This is a genomic window from Natronosalvus halobius (genome assembly GCF_024138145.1).
GTDB classification, from domain to species: Archaea; Halobacteriota; Halobacteria; order Halobacteriales; family Natrialbaceae; genus Natronosalvus; species Natronosalvus halobius.
This window is the reverse complement of sequence record NZ_CP099997.1, coordinates 1,543,542-1,564,266: the sequence shown is the minus strand read 5'-3', so window position 1 is coordinate 1,564,266 and position 20,725 is coordinate 1,543,542. Positions and strand designations below refer to the sequence as shown.

The following is a 20,725-nucleotide window of genomic DNA, read 5'->3' as shown; positions in this document are numbered from 1 at the left end:
GTGCGTCGTCTCGGACCTCGTTGCTTGGATTGACGACGTCGCAGGGTAGCCAATCAGCACGCGACAGTGAAATGCCTCTCGTAGAGTAGAGTGGCACCCGGAACACTAACGTCCAGCATCATCCCTGGCGGCGTGCCGTGTCTGCTGGCTAACCCTCGTGCCGGGCGGGAGGCGCTACGCGCCTCCGGTTGCGAGACGGCGTATGCCGTCGAACGGGTGGATAGAACCACCATCCTGCGTGGCGGCGTGAACCGCCGAACAGCTGTCGCGTACCCGGGTTCGCCGAACGGTCATCGCACCCGAAGTGGGTCTACTCGGTCGGGGACTAAAGGTACGCACATCGAGCTAAGCGACGGCACTGCTTATATACTGCGATCGGCTTTCGAGCGAGCGACGGACCCCTTACCGTCACTCTGGAGGCGCCGACGACGATCAGATATCCACCGAAAACGGCGCGAACTCGTGGGCCGAACTCGCGAACGATCCCAGGAGATCGGCGATCTCCTCGAGGTCCCCGGTATCGACTACTTCCACCGGGGTGTGCATGTACCGGTTGGGAACGCTCACGACCTGGGAGGGAATTGCCCCCGCGGCGGTGAAGAAGCTGTCGGCGTCCGTGCCGGTTCCGAGGCCGAGAGCCTCGACCTGGACGTCGATTTCCTCCTCGGCGGCCACCGTCCGGAGGGCGTCGAAGAGCACCGGGTGGTTGGTGCTGCCGCGGCCGAGCGCCGGCCCGCTGCCCAGCTCCATCTGGCTCGTCTTCTCGCTGGGTGCTGAGGGGTAGTCGACCGCGTGACCGACGTCGACGACGACCACGGCGTCTGGTTCGAGGTCGAAGCCGACCATCTTCGCCCCTTCCGTTCCCACCTCTTCCTGGACGGTCGAGACGGCGTAGACGGTGGCGTCGGTCCCGTGCTCGACGGCCCGGCGGAACGCCTCGGCGGCGATCCAGGTGCCGACGCGGTTGTCCATGCCACGGGCGGCCAGTCGGGTCTCGGAGAGCCAGGAGACGCTCGAGGAGAACGTAATCGGGTCGCCGACGGCGACGCGCTCGGCTGCGCCCTCTTCGTCCTCGGCACCGATGTCGATCCAGAGGTCCGAAATTTCGGGCTCGTCGTCGTCCTCTCGGAGGTGGATCGCGGTCTGGCCGACGACCCCTTCGACGGGGCCGTCCTCGGCGTGTACCGTCACGTGTTGGCCGCGGGCGACGGAGGGATCGCTGCCGCCGATGCGGCCGACGTTGAGGAAGCCGTCGTCGTCGATCGAGCGCACGATGAAGCCAATCTCGTCGGCGTGGCCCGTCAGGGCGATTTCGGGGCCGCCAGGGTCGCCCTCGTGGACGGCGACCGCGTTGCCGTAGGCGTCAGTCCGGACGTCGTCCGCGAATTGCGAGACGTAGTCGATCCAGACGCGCTGGCCGCGGGTTTCGTACCCTGACGGAGAAGGCGTCTCGAGGAGTGAAACGAGAACGTCGCGTGGCTGTGACTCCATAGTGGGTGGTCGGAGGGTTGGGGTTTGAACCTGTTGACTCCCGTGTCGTCTGGCACTCGCGTGACGCTGTGGTTCGGACTAACTCGAATGACGCTGTGGTTCGGACTAACTCGAATGACGCTGTGGTTACGGACTAACTCGAATGACGCTGTGGCCACGGACTCTCCAGCACACGGCGACGACCAGCACAACTGGTAAATGACCGCCCGTTGTGGGGCTCAGTATGGGCGATAAAAACATCACCCTCTTCGAGTTGCACCTCGACGGAGAAACCCAGTTCGGACCCAGGAGCCTCAGCGAGAAACTCCCGTTTGGCGACGAGGGAAGTCTCGAGACCGAATCGGAATCGGAATCTGAACTCGAATCCGCGACCGACCAGGACGAGGACGGAGCCGCGGCCGACGACGGCGGCAGGGGAAGCGCCCTCGGCGTCGTCGTCGCACTCGTCGTCCTGGTCGGCATCGCCGTCGCCGTCAAGAAGTTCCGCGGCGGCGACGAGGAGGAGACGGTCGAGCCAGAGGACGAGCCGGACGTCATCGTCACGTAGACGAACGACTCTCGTCGGTTCGCTCGCCACCGTGGTATGCCTCGATTCAGGTCACCGCTGACTGCGGCGATTCCCCGAGCAAAATCGACTGACTGCGAGACGCCACACGACAGAACGCTTTTTGCTCCCGTCCGCTTACTCGAGGTGTGAATCTCTATCGTAGCGTTCGCGCCGTCGCCGGCGCCTCCGGTGACGACGCGGTCGACTGGCGTGCCGCGGCCGAGGCCGCGAAAGCCTCGACCGAACCCGGATCGCTCGAACTCGAGCCTGGCGAGGAAGCCGCCTACGCTCGCGACGTCCGGGACGCTCGGGCGGGCGTCCAGGAGGCCGCGGGCCTCGAGTTCGACGTCCCCGACGTCGTCGAGATCCAGAATCGACACCACTGGATCGACGCCAACATCGCCACTTTCGAGCGCGTAATGGCGCCCATGGAGTCCCAGATGGGTGCGTTCCCCGGCGCGGCCCGGACGATCAACACCGGGACGATGACCGTCCTGCTCGCCTTTCTTGGGCGGAACGTCCTCGGCCAGTACGACCCACTGTTGCTCGCGGAGACACCCGACGAGGACCACGCGCTGTACTTCGTTCGTCCGAACATCCTCAAGGCCGCGGAGGTCCTCGAGGTCGATTCTGACCGGTTCCGCCGCTGGATCGCGTTCCACGAGGTGACCCACGCGGCCGAGTTCGGCGCTGCCCCCTGGTTGTCGACCCACCTCGAGTCGCGTATGCAGAAGGGAATCGACGCCCTTGCGGAGGGCTCGTTCGACCGGAACGCGTTCCACGAACTGGACGTCACGATGACGGTCGTCGAGGGCTACGCCGAGTTGCTGATGGATCACGCATTCGACGACGAGTACGCGGACCTCCGGCGGAAACTCGACGCCCGTCGACAGGGGCGCGGGCCGATCCAGCGTCTGTTCAGACGCCTGCTGGGCCTGGGTCTCAAACAGCGCCAGTACGAGCGCGGAAAATCGTTCTTCGAGGGGGTCACCGGCGCTCGAGACGTCGCGTTCGCGAGTCGGGTATGGGACCATCCGGACAACCTACCGACCGGCGAAGAACTCGACGATCCTGGACGGTGGGTCCGTCGTCTCGAGCGCGCGTAACCATCGGTCCCTCGAACTGTTCTTCTCTCCAAGGGGATCGACGGGCTGAACCGTTCACACGGACGGCGGGAACTGATAACGCTTTTCCGCGCAGCCAGAGTGTCGTCGACTATGACAGCCGCCGATTCCGTCACGGTGGGGGTACTGAGTCTGCACACGAGCAAGGAGTCGAAGGCGATTCTCAACGCGGTCGAGGAACTGGGCCACGAGACGGCTTGGCTTCGCGAGGAGAACACGGCGATCAGCGTCGACGACGGCTCGGTCACCGTCGAACCCGACGTCGACGTCATTGCGAACCGAATGCTGCTCTCGAACACCGAACAGCCCTGTGAGGAACTCGGGCTGGCGGACACGCTCAGTCGACTGGTTCCAATGTTGAACGAACCGGCGGCGACGTTGACGGCGTCGCACAAGCTGGCGACGGCGGCCGCGCTCGCGTCGGCCGACATCCAGGTGCCCGACGTGTTCCTCTCGCTCAGCACGGAGCGATTGAACGCGAACCGGGACCGATTTGGCGAGGAGGCGGTCTACAAGACGGCGATCGGAACCCACGGGGGTGGGACCTGGAAGATCGGTCCGAACGACCCCGTCAACTCGAAGGTCGGGAACCGCTACGCCTTCCTCCAGAAGCTGATCGACCGCGACGGGGAGCGCCACCGCGACATCCGCGTCTACGTCGTCGGCGACGAGGTCGTCGGCGCGATGTACCGATACGCGCCCGACAACGACTGGCGGACGAACGTCGCCGTCGGCGGCTCGGTCGAGGACGCGACGGACTCCCTCCCCGAGGAAGTCACCGACATCGCTGTCGACTCGGCCCAGATCGTCGGCCTCGACTACGCCGGCGTCGACATCGTCGAAGGGGACGACGGCTGGTTCGTCCTGGAGGTCAATCCGACGGCTGGATTCAAGGGCCTCTACCAGGCGACCCACGTCAGCCCAGCCCCCTACATCGCGAAACTCGCCATCGAACGTGCGGGCGGAGAGGTCGACGATGGGCGCGTCTGGGAACTCTCAGCGAGCCTGGACGACTCGACGCCCTCGTCGATGCCCGAGAGGCTCACCACGACGGACGGCGAGGCCGCGATCATCGGCTACACCGAGGAGGTCGTCCTCTCTGGAACCAGCGGATCGAAGTCCGTCTACGCCAAGTCCGACACGGGGGCGACGCGGACCAGCATCGACACGCGCCTGGCCGCCGACATCGGCGCCGGCCCGATCAAGTCGATCACGCGGGTGAAGTCGGGCAGCAGCAAGACCTCGAAAAGTCGGCCCGTCGTCGACGTGGTCGTCGGTGTCGGCGGCAATCAGCACACCGTCACCGCGAGCGTCGAGGACCGCAGTCACATGGACTACCCGGTCATCCTCGGTCGCGACATCCTCGGGAACTACCAGGTCGACGTGAGTCGGCGCGTCGACGGCGACGTTCCCGATAGCCCGGAGGAGGAAGAAGAGAGCCTCGAGTAGTCACGAATCGAGTAGCCGCGAGGTAAGGAATCCTCGAGCAGCCACGAGGAATAGGGCCTCGAGTAGCGCCACAACTCACTCTCGGGTCGACTCCGTTGGGGCGACGATCACTTTTTCGTCGGCCACGTCCAGGACCTGCGACCGATCGATCGAAACCGAGCCCCCTTCCTGGCGTCCCCAACCGAGTCGTGCCTTGAGCCGTTCTGTGAGCCCGGCCCCGGATTCGACGAGAAGGTGCTCGTCGGTGACGCTGGCGACGGTACCGAGTCGTTCTCCGGCGGTATCGACGACCGGTTTTCCCTCGTCGGTTGCGCTGAGTCGGTCGCCACCCTCCGCACGTTCCGTTCGCCGACCCGCTCGCGGCGTCGAGCGCGCGCCGCCACCCATGGCCGCCTGTTCTTCGTGAACGACGACGCCGCCACCCATCGGTTCGTCGTGGTCGACCGATTCGGCGCCGCCGCCCATCGGAACGATTTCGGTCGGATACTCCTCGCGAGCGGGTTCCGATGGATCGATCTCGATCTTCAGCGCCTCCTCGTCGGCGAGCGCCTGCTCGAGCGCCGGCCGATCGATGCCGGTTCGTCGAGCCACGCGCGCTCGCGACGTGAGCGCGAAGTACCCAATTTCCTGTGGATTTGGGTCGTCCTGGAGGTGAACGAACGCCAGGTCGTACCGATCGAGGACGTCCGCGAACGCGCCCCACTCGAGTTCGCGGTGGTTCCCGTTTGGCGAAACGTTCTCCCGGTGGACGAAGGTGTACGTCCGCTCGCCGCCCTCCTCGACGACGACGGGGCGGGCGTGGCGGTCGGCGGCCCAGCGTTCGATGCGGTCGGGGTCGGTCGTCACCCAGGCGGTCGCGTGGTCGTCGGCCATACGGTCCGGCCGTCGTCCACCATCCCAAATCGTCCGGACTGTTTCGGTCGACAGGCGGCGATTGCCCTGTGATCGACGCCGCGTCGGTCTCCATTTCGTCGTCTCAGTTCGTCTCCAAGCGGCAAACAGGGTCGCTCAGTCGGCCGATCTGTGCACAGCGTTCGATTACGAGCGGTGATAGGGGAAGGGACGGCGAGTAACCGTGGCTTTCGCAGGAAACTGGAGACGGGTTGGTCGGGGGTGCCTCGAGCAACGACCTTTTGCCCGTTCCGTCCTTCTTCCCGTCAATGTCGACGCAGGCAGCAGCCAAATCCGTCCTTCGCCGCGATCCGATCATGGCCGAACTCGTGGAACGGTACGACCTTGCGCCGATCGACTCCTCGATGGGCGAGTTCGAACGGCTCCTCGTCTCGATCATCAATCAGCAGCTGTCGACGGCCTCCGCGATGGCCGTCCGTGAACGCACGTTCGACGTCCTGGACCAGGAGATTACACCGAGGCGCGTCCTCGAGGTCGAGGACGAACCGCTGCTCCAGGCGGGGCTGAGTCGCTCGAAGGTCGAGTACGCCCGAAACGCCGCCGAGGCGTTTCTCGAGCGCGACCTCACCAGGGAGGGGCTGGCCGATCACACGAACGACGAGGTGCGCGAGGAACTGACGACGATTCGGGGCGTCGGCGACTGGACGGCCCGCATGTACCTCCTGTTCGTCCTGGAGCGTCCGGACGTGCTCCCGCTCGGCGACCTCGCCGTCCGGCGGGGCATCGAAGCGCTGTACAACGACGGGGCAGAACTCTCTCGAGCGAAGATGCGCGAAATCGCCGAACCGTGGCGACCCCATCGGAGCCTGGCGACCCGGTACATCTGGGCGGATTACGAATCGGACGACTAACGGGAGTGAGCGAACCGGTGTGACTGGCGAAACCCGGGGGCGTGGCGGAGCGTTTTACTACACAATTCAAAGTAACTACAGTAAATGAAGTAAAGGACTACAGAACCGAAGTTGGATCACCGTTCGACGAAAGGTGTTGACGCGTTTGTCAAAACGCATTAAAGGCGTTCCATGGTACCACGGCTCGCAGGAATACGATGCCAGCACGTGACACACTCGAGAACGAGACCAGACGAGCGGTTCTCCGAGCGGCCGCCGGGGCAATGGGCGTGGCGGCGGTCGGCGGAACCGCGACAGCGCACAAGGAGTCGACCAACGGCGGCACCGGCGATCAGTTCGACGGTGAGCAACGGAACGCGGCGGCGAACACCGCGGTCGTCGGCTATCACAGCGCCGGCGGCGTCGGGCCGGCCTCCTTCTCCGGCCAGCCAGCGGAACCTCACTACGGCGGATTCAGCGAATTCCGGGTTCACGACGACCTGGCGTTCGCCTCCGTCTTCTCCTCGCGAGCAGAGACGCCCGACAGGGGGCTGGCGATCTTCGACGTGAGTGACTTCACGCGAGCGGCGTCTAAGGACGACCTCGAGACGGCTGAAATCGGCTGTCTCGCCTTCTACCGAAACGAGAACGACGCGGCGGCAGTGATGGACGTCAAACTCAGCGACGACGGGCAGTACGCGTTCTGTTCGAAACAGCCAGTCAATGCGCTGTTCGACGAGTCCGACGGCTCGACCGGGACGGACGACCACGACGGTGGGGCCGACGGCGCGGCCCTCGAGGTCGTCGACGTCTCCGATCCGGGGAATCCGGAACTCGTCACCCAGACGACGCTGTCGGTGTGGGTGCTCGGCCCCCACAACGCCTGGTACCACCAGATCGGTGGCCGCGAGTTCGTCTTCACCGCTCACGGCGAGGACGGCGTGACCGGCAGGATCAACGTCTTCGAGTTCGACCGCGAACTCGGCACGCTCGATCACGTCAACTGGTGGAACTACGACAGCGAACTCGGCGAGCCCGAAGTCGGCACCGAGGGCGGGGCGTACTACACTCACGATGTCGTCGTCCAGGACGATCCCCGGTACGGGATCCCGATCCTCTACGACGCCAACTGGAACGCCGGCGTACGGATCCTCGATGCGAGCGATCCGACGGACCTCGTGGAACTTGGCATCTTCGAGATGGACCGGGCTCACCACGCCATTCCCGCCCCGACGCTCCTCGGCGGCAAGCGCGTATTCGTCGCGGGCCACGAGACGCCCGCGAGTCACGAGGGTCAGGGATACGTCCGCACCGACGGCGAGTCTGGCCACTACTACCTCGTCGACGCCGACCCGCTCGACGCGGTGATCGAGGGCGACGCCGGTCCCGCCTACCTCGGCATTTCGACGACGCTCCTCGAGGACGGCGTCGAACCCGCGAGCAGGGAAGCGTTCGACATGTACGGCGGCGCCGTCGAAGACGATGGACCGACTACCGAACTCGACCACTGGATCCTCTTCGAGTCGACCGACCAGACGTTCGAAGAGACGCCAGGTTTCGAACACGAAGCCGCCGACGACGACTGGACCTACGAGGGGTTCGACGACTTCAACCTGAGCGCGCACAACTTCGACATCGACACCGACGGCACCGTCGTGGCGGGCCACTATCACGCCGGAACCCGGTTCCTGCAGATTACTGACGACTTCGCTCTCGAGGAAACCGGCTACTCCCGCGTCGGTCCCGACGTGCCCGAGGACGCGACGCTCGGGGATCTGACCACGGGAACGCCGTTTCACTGGTCCGCCGTGATTCGAAACGGCGTCACCTTCTCCGGCGGGATCAACGCGGGACCCCAGGCGATCGCCCACGACGGCATCGATGTGGGCGGCGACACGCCGATCGACCTCGAGATCGAGCGGGAGGCCGACGCCTCGCTGTTCACTGCCGGCCAGACGAGTCAGGTTCGCGTCCACGTCGACGCCGACGAACCCGTCCGCGTTCGGGATCGTATCCCCGTCGACTGGGAGGTCGTCGCCGGCGACGTGACCGTCGAGCAACTCGACGGGTACCGAAAGGTCGTGACCTTCGACGAAACCGTCGAGGAGGGCACGCTTCGATACTACGTCGAGGTTCCCGACGACGCGACGGACCGCTACGCCGTCGGCCCGCTCGAGTACGCCCGGCCGACCGTCGAATCGGATTACGGTGGCGGCGTCTCGGCGAACAACCGCCTCTGGCGGAAGGCGAATGGCGAAGTCGACATCTCGACGGTGGTCGGACTCGAGACCTGATCGGACATCGGGTGGATCGACCCATCGGAGACGGCCACATTCTTTGAACGGTCGCGGACAAGATTGATACGTGCAGCCCGTCGTCCACCCCGTCGTCGGCTACCTCTGTTACGCAGCGTACGCACGGTGGAGCCACGGTGAGCCACCGCGCGACGAACCGGCGCTCGTCGCCGTCCTCACGGCTGGCCTCGCCGACCTGCTCGACAAGCCGTTGGCCGCTGCGGGCGTCGTCGAGGTCGGTCGAACGGTCGGTCACTCCCTCCTGTTCGCCGTTCCGGTCGTGGCCGTCGCCTGGATGCTCGCTGCTCGAGCCAATCGGCGGGACCTCGGGGTCGCCGTCGTTATCGGGTACGGCTCGCATGTTCTCGCGGATCTCCCCTGGCACGTGCTGTCCGGGGACTACGCGGAACTGGGGTTCCTGCTATGGCCGGTGACCCACATGCCGGCGTACACGGGAGTCAAGCCCCTCGGCCTCGGTGCCGTCGCGGGTCTCGAGGCGACGACGCTGTGGCTCGAGGCGGTCATCCTGGTCGCCGGCATCGTGCTTTGGTGGATCGACGGGCGGCCGGGCGTCGGAGTCGTCGGGACCGCCATTGGTCGACTACGCGAACGTGGATAATCGGCCGGTTCAGGCGGGCGAATTGTCGTCGTCCGGCGTCTCCGGTTCCACTCGTGAGAGCCGCATGGCGTTGCCCGTCACGGCGAGGCTCATCCCCATGTCGCCGATCACGACAGCGTGGATGATCGTCACCAGCCCGAACGGGGCCCCCGCAGCCAGCACCGCCTTGACGGCGAGGCTCGACCCGATGTTCTGACGGATCACGCCGTTGGCCGTCCCCGAGAGCCGGTAGAGGTACGGCAGTCGGGTGAGGTCGTCGCCCATCAGGGCCACGTCGGCGGTCTCGAGGGCGGTGTCGGTGCCGGCGGCCCCCATCGCGATGCCGACGCTGGCGGTGGCCAGGGCGGGGGCGTCGTTGATGCCGTCGCCGACCATCGCGACGGTTCTTTCGGTACCTGACGAATCGCCTCCCTCGAGCTCTCGAATCGCCTCGAGTTTCTCCTCGGGGAGCAGTTCGGCGTGGTACTCGTCGATGCCGACCTGCTCGGCGATGGCACGGGCAGTCCCCTCGTTGTCACCGGTGAGCATGACGACGCGAACGCCCTGGTCCTGGAGCGCCGAAACGGCCCACGCGGCCTCCGGACGGACCTGGTCCGCAACGGCGACCAGCCCCAGGAGGCGGTCGTCGGTGCCGACCAGGACGACTGTTTTGCCCTCGGACTCGAGTCGAGGGACCACTGTTTGCAGGAGGTCGAGACAGTCCTCGCGGCTACACCGGGGTTGGGCGTCGACGGCTCCCGATATTTCGTCGATCGAGAGGTCCCCGGTTCTGGTTCTGGTTCTGGTCCCGGTCCCGGCTTCGGCCTCGGCCCCGAACCCACCGTCGGTTCTTACGTGCGTGTGCTCGAGGTCCAGTCCCAGGCCGTCGAACAGGTCCGGCTTGCCAACGTAGTGGCGCTCGCCATCCAGGTCGCCCCGGACGCCGCGGCCGGTGAGTGCCTCGAAGTCCGTCACCGTCGCGTCGGCGCCGTTTCCGTCGACTCCCCGCTCGTCCGCGTAGCCGACGATAGCCTCGCCGACCGGATGCTCGCTCCGCCGTTCCAGGGCTGCCGCCCGGGCCAGCACGTCGTCCTCGTCGGCCCCTTCCAGGACGACCACGTCGGTCACCGAGAGCTCGCCGGTCGTCAACGTCCCCGTCTTGTCGACGGCCAGGACGTCGCTCTCGCCCACGGCCTCGAGGTACCGGCCGCCCTTGATCAGCACACCGTTTTTCGCGGCGCTCGTGATCCCCGAGACGACACTGACGGGCGTCGAAATGACGAACGCACAGGGGCAGGCGATCACCAGCAGGGTGAGCCCTCGAAGGAACCACGTGTTCCAGTCGGCGCCGACGAGCAGCGGCGGGCCGACCGCCAGTGCGACCGCTGAAACGACGACGATCGGCGTGTAGACGGACGCGAACCGGTCGACCGTCCGCTCGCGGTTCGTCCGCTCGCGCTCGGCATCGGCGACGAGGTCGACGATCCTGGAGAGCGTGGACTCCCCGACTTCGCTCGTCACGTCGACCTCGAGGTAGCCCGACTCGGCGATGGTCCCCGCGTAGACCTCGTCGCCGCTCGAGCGGTCGACGGGGACGCTCTCGCCGGTGATCGGCGACTGGTCGACCGCGCTGGTGCCCGCGCGGACGACGCCGTCGGCGGGAATCTTCTCGCCAGGCCGGACGACGACGGTGTCTCCCGGCTCGAGTACGTCCGCGGGGACGGTCTCCTCTTCGCCGTCCGCGCGCTTGACGGTCGCCGTCTCCGGCGAGAGCTCCATCAGCTCCCGCAGGGAGTCGCGGGCGCGGTCCATCGAGAATCGCTCGAGCAACTCCGCGACGCTGAACAGGACGGCGAGCATCGCCCCCTCGAAGGGGTGGTGGGCCGCGACGCTGGCCAGGATCCCGGCGCTCATCAGGAAGTCGATGTCGAGGCTCCGCGCCCGCAGGGAGTAGTAGCCGCTTCGCAGTACCGGCGTGCCGGCGACGGCCGCGCCCGCGATGAACAGCAGGTGGGAGACGGCGAACTCCCGGCCCAGCACGGTGGCGACGATCGGGTTCGCACTCGCGAGAACGAACGCCAGGGTCATCCCGGCCACGAGGAACACGCCACCCACGGCCGTCGTCAGGGCCCGCCGAGTTCGCCAGATTGGCGTCGACTCCTCGTATTCGGCGCTCCCGTCGTCACTCGAGAGCGGGCGAGCGTCGTAGCCGGCGCCTTCGATCGCAGCGACGACGGTTTCGTCGACGTCGGACGCCGACTGGATGTCCGACTTCGAGGGACTCCCGTTGGCCACCGTAACCGTCACGCGCCCCGATCCAGGAAGCGTCTCGACCGACTCCAGGCCCTCGACGTCCGCGAGGGCGTGGTCGACCTTGCTGGCACACGAGGCACAGTCCATCTCGGGGACCGCGTAGGCTCGTTCGCCGGTCACGTCGAGGCTATCGCCGTCGTCTCGGCGGGTCGACGCCACCACGTCGTAGCCGACGCCCTCGATACGTGCTCGAATCGCACTCCCGTCGGTTCGGTCCGGATCGTAGCGCACGAGGAGGCGACCGCTGGCGACGGCGGGATCGATCTCGGCGACGCCGTCGAGCCCTTCGAGGCTTCGTTCGATCTTCGTCGCACATGACGAACAGTCCATCTCCGGCACCCGCACCTCGAGTTCGGCTGCTCGGGTGCCATCGACGGCTCGATCACTCATTACCGGCGAGTACGGTCCCGGAACCTATACCGCTTATTTGGCGCACGCCAACTTTTGCCGTTCGCGACACCGTCGATTGATCGAAACCGAAGCCGGCGCGTCCCTCCACGGACGGCTATCGAGCCGACAACACGGCTTCGAGGGAGTCGTCGCTCGCGACCACCGACTGCGCGAGGGCGGCCTCGGCCCGACGGAGGCGATAGGAGAGCGTCGACCGCGGAATCTCGAGGACCTCGGCCAGTTCCGACAGTTCGACGGCGCGGGGGGTCTCGTAATACCCGGCCTCGACCGCCGCCCTGAGGGCCTCGAGTTGGTCGTTCGACAGTCCCAGCCCGTCGTCGGGGCCGGCCTCGAGCGAGCGGTCGGGATCCACATCGGTCAGGCGCAGCATCTCGATCCCCGTACACTCGCCGACCTCGGCGTCGAGCGCATCGAAGAAGTCGTGGATGGGTGCCTCGTCGCCGAGGACGATCCGCCAGCGGTGACGTCGCCCCTCTCGGTCGGTTTCGAACAGTATCCCGGGCCCGAAGTGCTCGAGCGCCAGGTGGGGAACCGATGTGCACTCGTCCGTCCGCTCCCAGAACGTGTAGACGATGCGCGTGTCGCTCGCTCGATCCAGGATCTGGGTCTCACAGGAGGCTCCGCAGTCGTCCCTGACGAGGCAGTCCGCGAAGTAGGCGGCGTCCTGGTAGGCGGCCTCGAGGGTCTCGAGGGCCTCGGTCGGGCCGGTCGCGTGGTCGACCCGCCAGAGGCTGTCGGGGGTGACGTGACACGACAGCGACCGAATCCGCGTGTCGGGGTGATCCGCGAGTACGTCCGCTACGGGGTTGGTCCCGGGGTCGTACTCGAGGGCGAAGACGAACTCTCTCATTGAGAGGAGTACGGGGCAGCGGACAAAAAGGGTTCCTGCGGGAGTGGGAGACTACGGAATCGACTCCGTTCGCTCGCGGAGTTCCGTTTCGGTCGACCACTCGAAGAGCCGTCCTTCTTCGTCCAGCAACTCGAAGAAGTGGGCGATCATTGCATCGAACGCCGCGTACTCGGCCTCTCGATCCCCGTACGCGCGCTTCAACGCCCACGTCTTCTCTCGCAACGGCGGGTTCGACAGCGCTCCAGCCTCCCACTCGTGACCGCCGCGGTTGTGTTCGAAGACGCCGACGACGGTGTCGGCCCGACGAACGAGCACGTGAAACTTGAGCGCGAAGTTCGCCGTGAACTCGGGGACTTCCTTCATCAGAAATGCGTGATCGTTGGATCGACGCTCGTCGAGAACGTCCTGGACTGCGGCCAGTCGCGTCTCTTCCTCGTCGCCGTAGCTCCCGATGACGAAGTAGGATCGATCGCTGTAGAGCACGCGGGTAAACGTGTCGTGATCCTCGAAGACGGCCCGTTTCAGGGCCTGTACGTCCTCCGGCGTCAGCGACCGGTCAGCCGTCGTCTCGAGGATTTCGAGCACGTCGTCGACGGCCTCGAGTCGGTCGTCTTCGTCCATTGTCGTATTTATCGGACGAAATGCCGTGGAATAGTGGTGTCGGTTCGTTCGGCAATCAACGTTGGGATCCTCGATTTAGTTGCGATCGTTTCAGTTACAACCGTTTCAGTTACAATCGCTTCAGTTACAACCAATATAGTCACGACTATCACAGTCTGGACCCAAACGATTAAACCGACAGTCGACGTAGGGATCGATAGCCATGTCCCACGACGCCCACGCACCCGACCCGTCGACAGCGGACGCAAGTGTTGAGAGTACGGAGTGGGACCGCTTGCGGCTCATCACCCAACCGACGCGAGCGGCGCTGCTCAGCGACATCCTCGGTCACCCGAAGGAGTCCCTCAGCGTTCGCGAGTTCGACTACCGCAATCCGGACGTCAAACGGAGTACCATCGAGTACCACCTCCAGGAGCTGGTCGAGGCCGGCGTCGTCGAGAAGATCACGCTCCCGAAAGGCGAGCGGAAACGGGACCTCCCGTCGACGTTCTACGGGTTGACTCACGAGGGCTACGATTTGCTCGAGCGCCACGGCCTCCTCGAGGAGCAACCGGTCTGGAAGGCGGTCGACGAACGGCTCGAGAAGCCACCCGAGATTCGGGCGGCGGAGGAACTCGAGCGACACACGGACGACGCGTAGCCCAAAACGCCGTTTTCGTGGCGCTAACTCGAGGTGATCAGCTTCTCATCCCGTGAACGCGGGCGAGTTCGGCCGGGCGCGAGGACGGGGCGCCCGGGCTATTTCGATGCCGGTTGTGAATCGACCCGTCTGTCCTCGTTCATCGACCCGTCTGTCCTCGTTCATCGAATGGTACGTCGTCATCTTTCGTCTCGAGCGTTGGGTTCCCTTTTACATCTCGTCCCGGTGTTCCTCCTGGTTGTGCGTCTGTAATTCTTCTTCTGAGTCGAACGTGGATCCACAGAGGTTGCACTCGTGTTCGTCTGACATGATGCGCGTTATCGTCCATCACCCAGCGGCAAATAACAGCAGCCGTCTGTTGCAAGCGGGAACGACCGCTCCTGGAATGGTCGGCTGAATCGGTCGAGAGTTATCGTGTGCCGATCTCACGACTCGCTTCGCCCTCATCGTCGGTGGCGCCGGGACGAGGAAGAACGCGGCGTCGGCGGGAAGCTACATTGCGACTGGGCGGGTTCGTATATGAGGAGACGGCCCACCCGAGAGAGGGAAGATCACGCGAAAGAGGGTTCCCGCTGGTTCCCGTAAGTAGGGTATGAGCGTGAACGGCTGGCTTCACGGCCTCTGGAGGTTCTACCTCAAGTACACCAGGACGGGAATCCACACGGCGGCCGCGGCGGCGTTCGCCATCTTTGCGCTCCTGGTGTTCGTCGATTCGCTCTTCGCCGTGCTCGCGATTGGCGTCTACGTTGTGCCGCCCGTGCTGTTCTACGTGCTCGAGCGGGATCCGTCGATAGCGGATGACGTGGGTGGGAACGAGGGTGAACCACCGGATGAAACGCCGGACAAAACGGCCGTCGACAGCGGTTTCGATGACCGAATCACGGGTGATGGCGATACGGATTCGGATACGGACTCAGATTCAGATAGCGATGACGGCGATACGGACTCAGATTCAGATAGCGACGACGGCGATACGGACTCAGATTCGGATAGCGACGACGGTGATACGGACACGGATTCAGATAGTGACGACGGTGGTTCGGACTCCGATTTCGATACGTCCTCACTGGAGTAATCGAACGTTCCCGACTCCCCGCTCGAGGGACGATGCAATCACAACCCGACGAGACGGTAGTGGCCGAGCATGCGGCTCGAGCGACAGCGAGAGGCGGGCGCTCCAACGGAAACGCGCGCGTTTTCGAGCATCGCGAACGCGTCGCGTTCGCTCAACAGGGAAGGGCAGGCAATCACAGCATCACTACCGCGAGCGAACGCAGTAAGCGAGCGGGCCGACGAGCGAGCACTGAGAGTGAGGAGTGCTTTTGGTCCAGCTCTTATCGAGAGACGCTTCGCTGTGCGGCGAAGCCGTCAGCGAAGCAGACCGTGGTTCGAAACGCCTTCGGCGTTTCGTCATCACGAAAGAGCTCGCTCTTTCGAACGACAGAATAAAAGGTGGGTCTTAGAACCCTTTCCCGAGCATCTCGCGGGCGATGATGTTCTTCTGTATCTCCGTCGTGCCCTCGTAGATCTGGGTGATCTTCGCGTCGCGGTAGAGCCGTTCGACGGGGAAGTCGTTGACGTAGCCAGCCCCACCGTGGATCTGGACGGCCTCGTCGGCGACGTCGACGGCGACGCGAGAGGCGTACTCCTTGGCCATCGAGGCCAGCTGCGTGATGTCCTCGCCCTGGTCGACGTTCCAGGCGGCCTTGTAGGTCAGGTTGCGGGCGGCCTCGGTCTTGGTCGCCATATCGGCGAGCTTGTGCTGAATAGCCTGGAACTCTGAGATGGACTTACCGAACTGCTCGCGATCCTGGGCGTACTCGAGGGCAGCCTCGGTGGCCCCTTTGGCGATGCCAACGCCCTGTGCCGCGACGGCGGTGCGAGTCTCGTCGAAGAACTGCATCTGCTGGAGGAAAGCGGCGTCTTTCGTGCCGACCAGGTTCTCTTCGGGGACGCGCACGTCGTCCAGGATCACTTCTGCGGTGTCCGACGCTCGAATGCCGAGTTTGCCGGTGATCTTCTCGGTCGAGACGCCATCGCGGTCGGTCTCGACGATAAACTGGCTGAAGCCGTTGTAGCGGCCCTCGGCGTCGGGGTTCGTCTTCGTAAGGACGACGAGGAAGTCGGCGACCGTGCCGTTGGTGATCCACATCTTGTTGCCGTTGATGACCCACTCGTCGCCGTCCTTCTCGGCGCGCGTGGAGACGGAGGAGACGTCCGAACCGGTGTCGGGTTCCGAAATCGCGGCGCCCGAAACCGCTTCACCCAGCGCAACAGGCTCCAGGAACTCTTCTTTCTGTTCTTCGGTCCCGAAGTTCATGATCGCCTCACAGCCAAAGGAGGTGGCGACGATCGAGAGCGCGATGCCGGGATCGACGGCGAACAGTTCCTCGGTGATGATGGCGGTGTCCAGGATCGAGTAGCCCGCGCCGCCGTACTCCATCGGGATGTAGGCGCCGGTCAGCCCCATCTCGGCGGCCTTCTCGACGACGTCGTGGGGATACTTCTCCTCGACGTCGTACTCGGTCGCGACCGGTTTGACCTCGTTTTCGGCGAAGCGCCTGACTTCCTCGCGGATCTGTTGTTGTTCGTCGGTGAGTCCGAAATCCATAGCCCTAGATTCCTGCCTGAACGATAAAGAACTTTGTAACCGGAACTAAACTCGGGAACAGTTGTTCCTGTCGAGAGGGAAACGTTGAAACGGGTGCCAGACGCATACGTGCCCATGGAACTGGAGGATATCAACACCATCGCAGTTCTCGGTGCGGGGAACATGGGCCACGGGATCGCCGAAGTGGCCGCACTCGCGGGATACGACGTGAACCTGCGCGACATCAACGAGGAGTTCGTCCAGGACGGCTACGACCAGATCGAGTGGTCACTGGGCAAATTGGCCGAAAACGACCAGATCACAGACGAGGTCTCCGACGATACCCTCGAGCGGATCACGCCGCTGGTCGACGTGGAGGAGTCGGTCGCCGACGCCGACGTCGTCATCGAGGCCGTTCCCGAGAAGATGGGCATCAAGAAGGATGTCTACGGCGAGGTCGAACAGTACGCGCCCGACCGCGCCATCTTCGCGACGAACACCTCCTCGCTGTCGATCACCGAGCTCTCGGAGGTAACCAACCGGGCCGACCAGTTCTGCGGGATGCACTTCTTCAACCCGCCGATCCGCATGCCGCTGGTGGAGGTCATCTCCGGGGCTCACACTTCCGACGAAACGCTCGACGTGATCGAGGCGCTCGCCGAGGACGTCGACAAATCGCCCGTCCGGGTGCACAAGGACAGTCCCGGCTTCATCGTGAACCGCGTGCTCGTCCCGCTGATGAACGAGGCGGCCTGGATGGTCTACGAGGACGAGGCCACCGTCGCCGAGGTCGACTCGACCGCGAAGTTCGACATGGGGCTCCCGATGGGCCTGTTCGAACTCACCGACCAGGTGGGTCTCGACGTCGGCCTGCACGTCCAGGAGTACATGCACGAGACCCTCGGCGAGGCGTACGCCCCGTGTCCGATGACCGAGGAGAAAGTCGAGGCCGAGGAACTCGGGAAGAAGACCGGAAAGGGCGTCTACGACTACGAAGACGGCGAGGGCGTCCAGATCCCGACCGACGAGGGGAAGGAGTGGATCGCCGACCGCTTGCTCGCCGTGATGGCCGACGAGGTCGCACAGTTGATCGACGGCGACGTGGCCGGCCCAGACGCCATCGACGAGGCGATGAAACTCGGCGCAGGCTTCCCGGACGGCCCGGCGAAGATGAGCGACCAGCGCGGCCTCGCCGACCTGTTCGAGGCACTCGAGGACGCCTACGACGAGAGCGGTGCGGCGCGACACGAGCCTTCGGACGCCCTCCGGGAGTTCGCGGACGAGGGGGGCTTTTACGGGCCCGACGAGGAGGGCGACGGTGAACTCGAGTTCGAGACCATCCGGCTCGAGTACCCTGGCAACATGGTCGGCCACGTGGTCATCGACCGCCCCCACCGGATGAACACGATCAGTTCGGAACTCCTCTCGGAACTGAGCGAGGCCATCGACGTCCTCGGGGACGACGACGAGGTACGGGCGATCCTCATTACCGGCGAGGGCGAGAAGGCCTTCTCCGCAGGTGCTGACGTCCAGAGTATGGCTGCGGGCGGGGCCGACCCCCTCGGCGCCGTCGAACTCTCGAAACAGGGCCAGGATACCTTCGGCAAACTCGAGTCGTGTGACATGCCCGTCGTCGCCGGCATCGACGGCTACTGTCTCGGCGGCGGGATGGAACTAGCGACCTGTGCCGATATCCGGATCGCCTCCGAGCGCTCCGAACTCGGTCAGCCAGAACTCAACCTCGGGTTGATCCCCGGCTGGGGCGGCACCCAGCGCCTCAAGCACATCGTCGGCGAGGGCCGCGCGAAGGAGATCATCCTCACGGCCGACCGCTATGAGGCAAAGACGATGGAAGCGTACGGCTTCGTCAACGAGGTCGTCGGCAACGAGGAGTTGCTGGACGAGGCCCTCGCACTCGCCGAGAAACTCGCCGGTGGCCCGCCGATCGCCCAGCGCTTCACGAAGCGTGCGATGCTCGCCGGCCGCGACGACACCGACGCGGGACTCGAACTCGAGGCCGCAGCGTTCGGTCACCTGATGGCTACCGACGATCTCATGACGGGGATCACGGCGTTCATGAGCGGCGACGACGCGGAGTTCGAAGGCAAGTAAGGCGTCGAGTAGCGTTCGAGCGATTCGTGTTTTATCTGCGCTTCGGGACCGTGCTCGAGCGAGCGCGAAGCGTCAGCCATACAGAAGATATTTATCGCTATAATATTGAAATTTTAACATGAGTTCGCGCCCTCCGGTCCCTCGCTCCACACGCTCGTCGACGAACGCGTCGTACGCGAGCGGTCCGTCCCGGCCGCTCGGCGTCTCGATCATCTGCATCCTCGGCGCCCTCGGATTTCTGCTCGCCTGGATCCCGATCCTCCAACTGCTCGCCTACGGCGGATTCGGCGCGTTCATTGCACTCGTGTTCACTGTCATCAACCTCGGTATGCTCGCCGTCATCGTCGGCCTCTGGAACATGGAGGGGTGGGCGCTGACGTGGGCCCTCGTCCTCTACGGGCTCAGTGCGCTCCTGGATCTGGTGACGCTCAACCTCGTCGGCCTGCTCATCTCCCTCGTGATTCTGGCCTACCTGCTGAGTGTAAGCGATCAGTTCGCGTGACGCTCGAGGAGTCGCCGGAGTTCGGATTCCATCGGCACCTCGTCCAGTGCTGTGGACTCGAGCCAGGCGTACTCGGATATGGGCTCGTCGTCGTTCGGGTTCGCCTCGATGTCTACCGTCCCACCGACTACTGCACACTCGAAGACCACGGAAACGGTGCCCTGTTTGCCGTCGGCCCAGGTGTAGGCGAACGCCTCGAGCGGGTCGCCGACGTCGACCTCGAGGCGCGTCTCCTCGTACACCTCGCGTACGAGGGCATCTCGCGGGTCCTCGCCGATTCGTGCTCGGCCGCCGGGGACGCCCCAGATCGGCCCGCTCGGCATGTCGTGTTTCAGGAGTAGGTAGGTGCCGTCGGTCTCGATCAGGCCGCGGACTGAAGCGTCCGCGTGGACGTGATCGTCGGTGCCAGGAGCGTCGCTATCAGCATCGACGTCGACGTCGATGGGGTCGTCAGCAGTCGTAGAGCCGTCAGCGGTAGCAGGGTTGCCGACGCCGCGGCGGTCGCTTTCGGGGTCACCTGAATCACGGAAACCGTCCTCTCGCATACTCGAGGACGACGCGGCGTGGACAAAATTCTGCTGATCGCTGATTCTCGCTCCCGACCGACTACTGCTCGCCCCCGATCGCTCACTGCTCGCTCGACTGCAATCGCTTGGTCGTCTCCACCAGCGGATGTCTCGCGTAATCGACCACTTCGATGTCGCAGATGGATTCGAGACCCTCCTTTTTCGCCGTCTCAGCCATTCCCAGCGCGAGGCGCTGATCGACCACGATCACGTAGGCATCCATCTCTTCGAGGTCGATTCGATCGGCGGCCATCACCCGGTGGTGGCCATCGGCGAGCAACAACTCGCCGGCGTTGTCGATTACGACGAGGGGTTCGGCCAGCCCACGCTCGAGTTCGTACTTTCGTCCCTCGAGTTCGTCCGCGTAGACCCGGCCCTGGGTCGGCGTCAGGTCGGACAGCGTGATCATCCGGCGCTCCTGGCGCAACTCGACTTCGTGAATGTTCTCGAGGGTCCGCATAAGCTTGCCGACCTTCTCGGGAGTCGCGCGTTCGATCTGGCTCCGAATAACGTCGGCGTTCGCGATGATCCCTACGAGATTGCCGGCGTCGTCGACGACTGGGAGCTTCTGGATCCCCGACCGGAGGATCACTCTGGCCGCATCGATCACTTTCATGTCGGGGTGAGCGACGATCAACTCGCGAGACATTACCCGGAAGATCGGCGCGTCGTCGTCGGCGAGCAGGAGGTCGCGCGCGCTCACGAATCCCTCGACTCGACGGCGATCACAGACGGGAAAGCCGCTGTGTTCTTCGCTCTCGGCGATCCGTTCGGCGACCGAGGCCACCGTCTGGTCGGGCGAGACCGTCACCACGTCTCGCGTCATGTAGTCCTTCACACGGGGTTTGCTGTCGGTGACGATGTCCATGCCCGTT

19 protein-coding genes are annotated in these 20,725 nt (G+C 64.8%); 10 read left to right on the top strand and 9 right to left on the bottom strand.

What is annotated here, in order from left to right:
* Positions 1 to 432 precede the first annotated feature (432 nt).
* The gene (locus tag NGM15_RS07635) at positions 433 to 1,491 is read right to left on the bottom strand and encodes a M20/M25/M40 family metallo-hydrolase (RefSeq protein WP_253437403.1); all 1,059 of its coding nucleotides are present in this window, start codon (positions 1,489 to 1,491) and stop codon (positions 433 to 435) included.
* Positions 1,492 to 1,714: 223 nt separating this feature from the next.
* Between NGM15_RS07635 and NGM15_RS07630 the strand changes: the two genes are divergently transcribed.
* From NGM15_RS07630 to NGM15_RS07620, 3 genes are all read left to right on the top strand, one after another.
* Positions 1,715 to 2,038 (top strand): hypothetical protein, encoded by a 324-nt coding sequence (locus tag NGM15_RS07630; protein WP_253437401.1) that lies wholly within the window; start codon positions 1,715 to 1,717, stop codon positions 2,036 to 2,038.
* A 146-nt stretch (positions 2,039 to 2,184) separates the two neighbouring features.
* Positions 2,185 to 3,144 carry a zinc-dependent metalloprotease gene (locus NGM15_RS07625; protein ID WP_253437398.1) on the top strand — a complete coding sequence of 320 codons (960 nt, stop codon included), beginning with the start codon at positions 2,185 to 2,187 and terminating at the stop codon, positions 3,142 to 3,144.
* 111 nt (positions 3,145 to 3,255) lie between these two features.
* Positions 3,256 to 4,611 carry an ATP-grasp domain-containing protein gene (locus NGM15_RS07620; RefSeq protein WP_253437395.1) on the top strand — a complete coding sequence of 452 codons (1,356 nt, stop codon included), beginning with the start codon at positions 3,256 to 3,258 and terminating at the stop codon, positions 4,609 to 4,611.
* Positions 4,612 to 4,686: 75 nt separating this feature from the next.
* Here the strand turns inward: NGM15_RS07620 and NGM15_RS07615 are convergent, their stop codons facing one another.
* Positions 4,687 to 5,484, bottom strand: a complete 798-nt coding sequence (locus NGM15_RS07615) for a PRC-barrel domain-containing protein (RefSeq protein WP_253437392.1) — start codon at positions 5,482 to 5,484, stop codon at positions 4,687 to 4,689.
* A gap of 287 nt (positions 5,485 to 5,771) precedes the next feature.
* Here NGM15_RS07615 and NGM15_RS07610 point away from each other — a divergent pair, with 287 nt between their 5' ends.
* The 3 genes from NGM15_RS07610 to NGM15_RS07600 all read left to right on the top strand — a co-directional run bounded on the left by NGM15_RS07610 (position 5,772) and on the right by NGM15_RS07600 (position 9,266).
* Positions 5,772 to 6,374 carry a DNA-3-methyladenine glycosylase family protein gene (locus NGM15_RS07610; protein WP_253437390.1) on the top strand — a complete coding sequence of 201 codons (603 nt, stop codon included), beginning with the start codon at positions 5,772 to 5,774 and terminating at the stop codon, positions 6,372 to 6,374.
* Between the two features lie 197 nt (positions 6,375 to 6,571).
* Positions 6,572 to 8,647, top strand: a complete 2,076-nt coding sequence (locus tag NGM15_RS07605; protein ID WP_253437387.1) for an LVIVD repeat-containing protein — start codon at positions 6,572 to 6,574, stop codon at positions 8,645 to 8,647.
* Positions 8,648 to 8,717: 70 nt separating this feature from the next.
* The gene (locus NGM15_RS07600) at positions 8,718 to 9,266 is read left to right on the top strand and encodes a metal-dependent hydrolase (RefSeq protein ID WP_253437384.1); all 549 of its coding nucleotides are present in this window, start codon (positions 8,718 to 8,720) and stop codon (positions 9,264 to 9,266) included.
* Between the two features lie 9 nt (positions 9,267 to 9,275).
* Here the strand turns inward: NGM15_RS07600 and NGM15_RS07595 are convergent, their stop codons facing one another.
* The 3 genes from NGM15_RS07595 to NGM15_RS07585 all read right to left on the bottom strand — a co-directional run bounded on the left by NGM15_RS07595 (position 9,276) and on the right by NGM15_RS07585 (position 13,440).
* Positions 9,276 to 11,948 (bottom strand): heavy metal translocating P-type ATPase, encoded by a 2,673-nt coding sequence (locus tag NGM15_RS07595; RefSeq protein WP_253437381.1) that lies wholly within the window; start codon positions 11,946 to 11,948, stop codon positions 9,276 to 9,278.
* Positions 11,949 to 12,063: 115 nt separating this feature from the next.
* The gene (locus tag NGM15_RS07590) at positions 12,064 to 12,819 is read right to left on the bottom strand and encodes a helix-turn-helix domain-containing protein (RefSeq protein WP_253437379.1); all 756 of its coding nucleotides are present in this window, start codon (positions 12,817 to 12,819) and stop codon (positions 12,064 to 12,066) included.
* Between the two features lie 51 nt (positions 12,820 to 12,870).
* Positions 12,871 to 13,440: a DUF8170 family protein gene (locus NGM15_RS07585; protein WP_253437375.1), complete on the bottom strand. Its 570-nt coding sequence runs from the start codon at positions 13,438 to 13,440 to the stop codon at positions 12,871 to 12,873.
* A gap of 202 nt (positions 13,441 to 13,642) precedes the next feature.
* On the opposite strand from NGM15_RS07585, the gene NGM15_RS07580 reads away from it, so the two are divergent.
* A complete protein-coding gene (locus NGM15_RS07580; RefSeq protein WP_253437372.1) occupies positions 13,643 to 14,080 on the top strand; it encodes a winged helix-turn-helix domain-containing protein in 438 nt (145 codons plus the stop codon).
* A 210-nt stretch (positions 14,081 to 14,290) separates the two neighbouring features.
* Here NGM15_RS07580 and NGM15_RS18910 read toward each other — a convergent pair whose 3' ends face one another.
* Positions 14,291 to 14,389 carry a C2H2-type zinc finger protein gene (locus tag NGM15_RS18910; RefSeq protein ID WP_425494475.1) on the bottom strand — a complete coding sequence of 33 codons (99 nt, stop codon included), beginning with the start codon at positions 14,387 to 14,389 and terminating at the stop codon, positions 14,291 to 14,293.
* A 283-nt stretch (positions 14,390 to 14,672) separates the two neighbouring features.
* On the opposite strand from NGM15_RS18910, the gene NGM15_RS07575 reads away from it, so the two are divergent.
* A complete protein-coding gene (locus NGM15_RS07575; RefSeq protein WP_253437369.1) occupies positions 14,673 to 15,155 on the top strand; it encodes a hypothetical protein in 483 nt (160 codons plus the stop codon).
* Positions 15,156 to 15,539: 384 nt separating this feature from the next.
* Here NGM15_RS07575 and NGM15_RS07570 read toward each other — a convergent pair whose 3' ends face one another.
* Positions 15,540 to 16,691 carry an acyl-CoA dehydrogenase family protein gene (locus NGM15_RS07570; RefSeq protein ID WP_253437366.1) on the bottom strand — a complete coding sequence of 384 codons (1,152 nt, stop codon included), beginning with the start codon at positions 16,689 to 16,691 and terminating at the stop codon, positions 15,540 to 15,542.
* 114 nt (positions 16,692 to 16,805) lie between these two features.
* Between NGM15_RS07570 and NGM15_RS07565 the strand changes: the two genes are divergently transcribed.
* Both NGM15_RS07565 and NGM15_RS07560 read left to right on the top strand, forming a co-directional pair.
* Positions 16,806 to 18,782 (top strand): 3-hydroxyacyl-CoA dehydrogenase/enoyl-CoA hydratase family protein, encoded by a 1,977-nt coding sequence (locus NGM15_RS07565; protein WP_253437364.1) that lies wholly within the window; start codon positions 16,806 to 16,808, stop codon positions 18,780 to 18,782.
* A 118-nt stretch (positions 18,783 to 18,900) separates the two neighbouring features.
* Positions 18,901 to 19,284 (top strand): hypothetical protein, encoded by a 384-nt coding sequence (locus NGM15_RS07560; RefSeq protein ID WP_253437361.1) that lies wholly within the window; start codon positions 18,901 to 18,903, stop codon positions 19,282 to 19,284.
* Here the strand turns inward: NGM15_RS07560 and NGM15_RS07555 are convergent.
* Complete coding sequence (locus tag NGM15_RS07555; RefSeq protein WP_253437358.1) at positions 19,272 to 19,829, bottom strand: NUDIX domain-containing protein; 558 nt, start codon at positions 19,827 to 19,829, stop codon at positions 19,272 to 19,274. The two genes, NGM15_RS07560 and NGM15_RS07555, sit on opposite strands and share 13 nt — an antisense overlap.
* A gap of 82 nt (positions 19,830 to 19,911) precedes the next feature.
* A complete protein-coding gene (locus NGM15_RS07550) occupies positions 19,912 to 20,718 on the bottom strand; it encodes a CBS pair associated ParBc domain-containing protein (protein WP_253437355.1) in 807 nt (268 codons plus the stop codon).
* Positions 20,719 to 20,725: the final 7 nt, after the last annotated feature.

Bases quoted from the DNA above. Each gene is read 5' to 3' on its own strand.
- NGM15_RS07635 (WP_253437403.1), bottom strand. From the start codon at position 1,491: ATGGAGTCACAGCCACGCGACGTTCTCGTTTCACTCCTCGAGACGCCT.
- NGM15_RS07630 (WP_253437401.1), top strand. From the start codon at position 1,715: ATGGGCGATAAAAACATCACCCTCTTCGAGTTGCACCTCGACGGAGAA.
- NGM15_RS07620 (WP_253437395.1), top strand. From the start codon at position 3,256: ATGACAGCCGCCGATTCCGTCACGGTGGGGGTACTGAGTCTGCACACG.
- NGM15_RS07615 (WP_253437392.1), bottom strand. From the start codon at position 5,484: ATGGCCGACGACCACGCGACCGCCTGGGTGACGACCGACCCCGACCGC.
- NGM15_RS07610 (WP_253437390.1), top strand. From the start codon at position 5,772: ATGTCGACGCAGGCAGCAGCCAAATCCGTCCTTCGCCGCGATCCGATC.
- NGM15_RS07605 (WP_253437387.1), top strand. From the start codon at position 6,572: ATGCCAGCACGTGACACACTCGAGAACGAGACCAGACGAGCGGTTCTC.
- NGM15_RS07595 (WP_253437381.1), bottom strand. From the start codon at position 11,948: ATGAGTGATCGAGCCGTCGATGGCACCCGAGCAGCCGAACTCGAGGTG.
- NGM15_RS07590 (WP_253437379.1), bottom strand. From the start codon at position 12,819: ATGAGAGAGTTCGTCTTCGCCCTCGAGTACGACCCCGGGACCAACCCC.
- NGM15_RS07585 (WP_253437375.1), bottom strand. From the start codon at position 13,440: ATGGACGAAGACGACCGACTCGAGGCCGTCGACGACGTGCTCGAAATC.
- NGM15_RS07580 (WP_253437372.1), top strand. From the start codon at position 13,643: ATGTCCCACGACGCCCACGCACCCGACCCGTCGACAGCGGACGCAAGT.
- NGM15_RS18910 (WP_425494475.1), bottom strand. From the start codon at position 14,389: ATGTCAGACGAACACGAGTGCAACCTCTGTGGATCCACGTTCGACTCA.
- NGM15_RS07575 (WP_253437369.1), top strand. From the start codon at position 14,673: ATGAGCGTGAACGGCTGGCTTCACGGCCTCTGGAGGTTCTACCTCAAG.
- NGM15_RS07570 (WP_253437366.1), bottom strand. From the start codon at position 16,691: ATGGATTTCGGACTCACCGACGAACAACAACAGATCCGCGAGGAAGTC.
- NGM15_RS07565 (WP_253437364.1), top strand. From the start codon at position 16,806: ATGGAACTGGAGGATATCAACACCATCGCAGTTCTCGGTGCGGGGAAC.
- NGM15_RS07560 (WP_253437361.1), top strand. From the start codon at position 18,901: ATGAGTTCGCGCCCTCCGGTCCCTCGCTCCACACGCTCGTCGACGAAC.
- NGM15_RS07555 (WP_253437358.1), bottom strand. From the start codon at position 19,829: ATGCGAGAGGACGGTTTCCGTGATTCAGGTGACCCCGAAAGCGACCGC.
- NGM15_RS07550 (WP_253437355.1), bottom strand. From the start codon at position 20,718: ATGGACATCGTCACCGACAGCAAACCCCGTGTGAAGGACTACATGACG.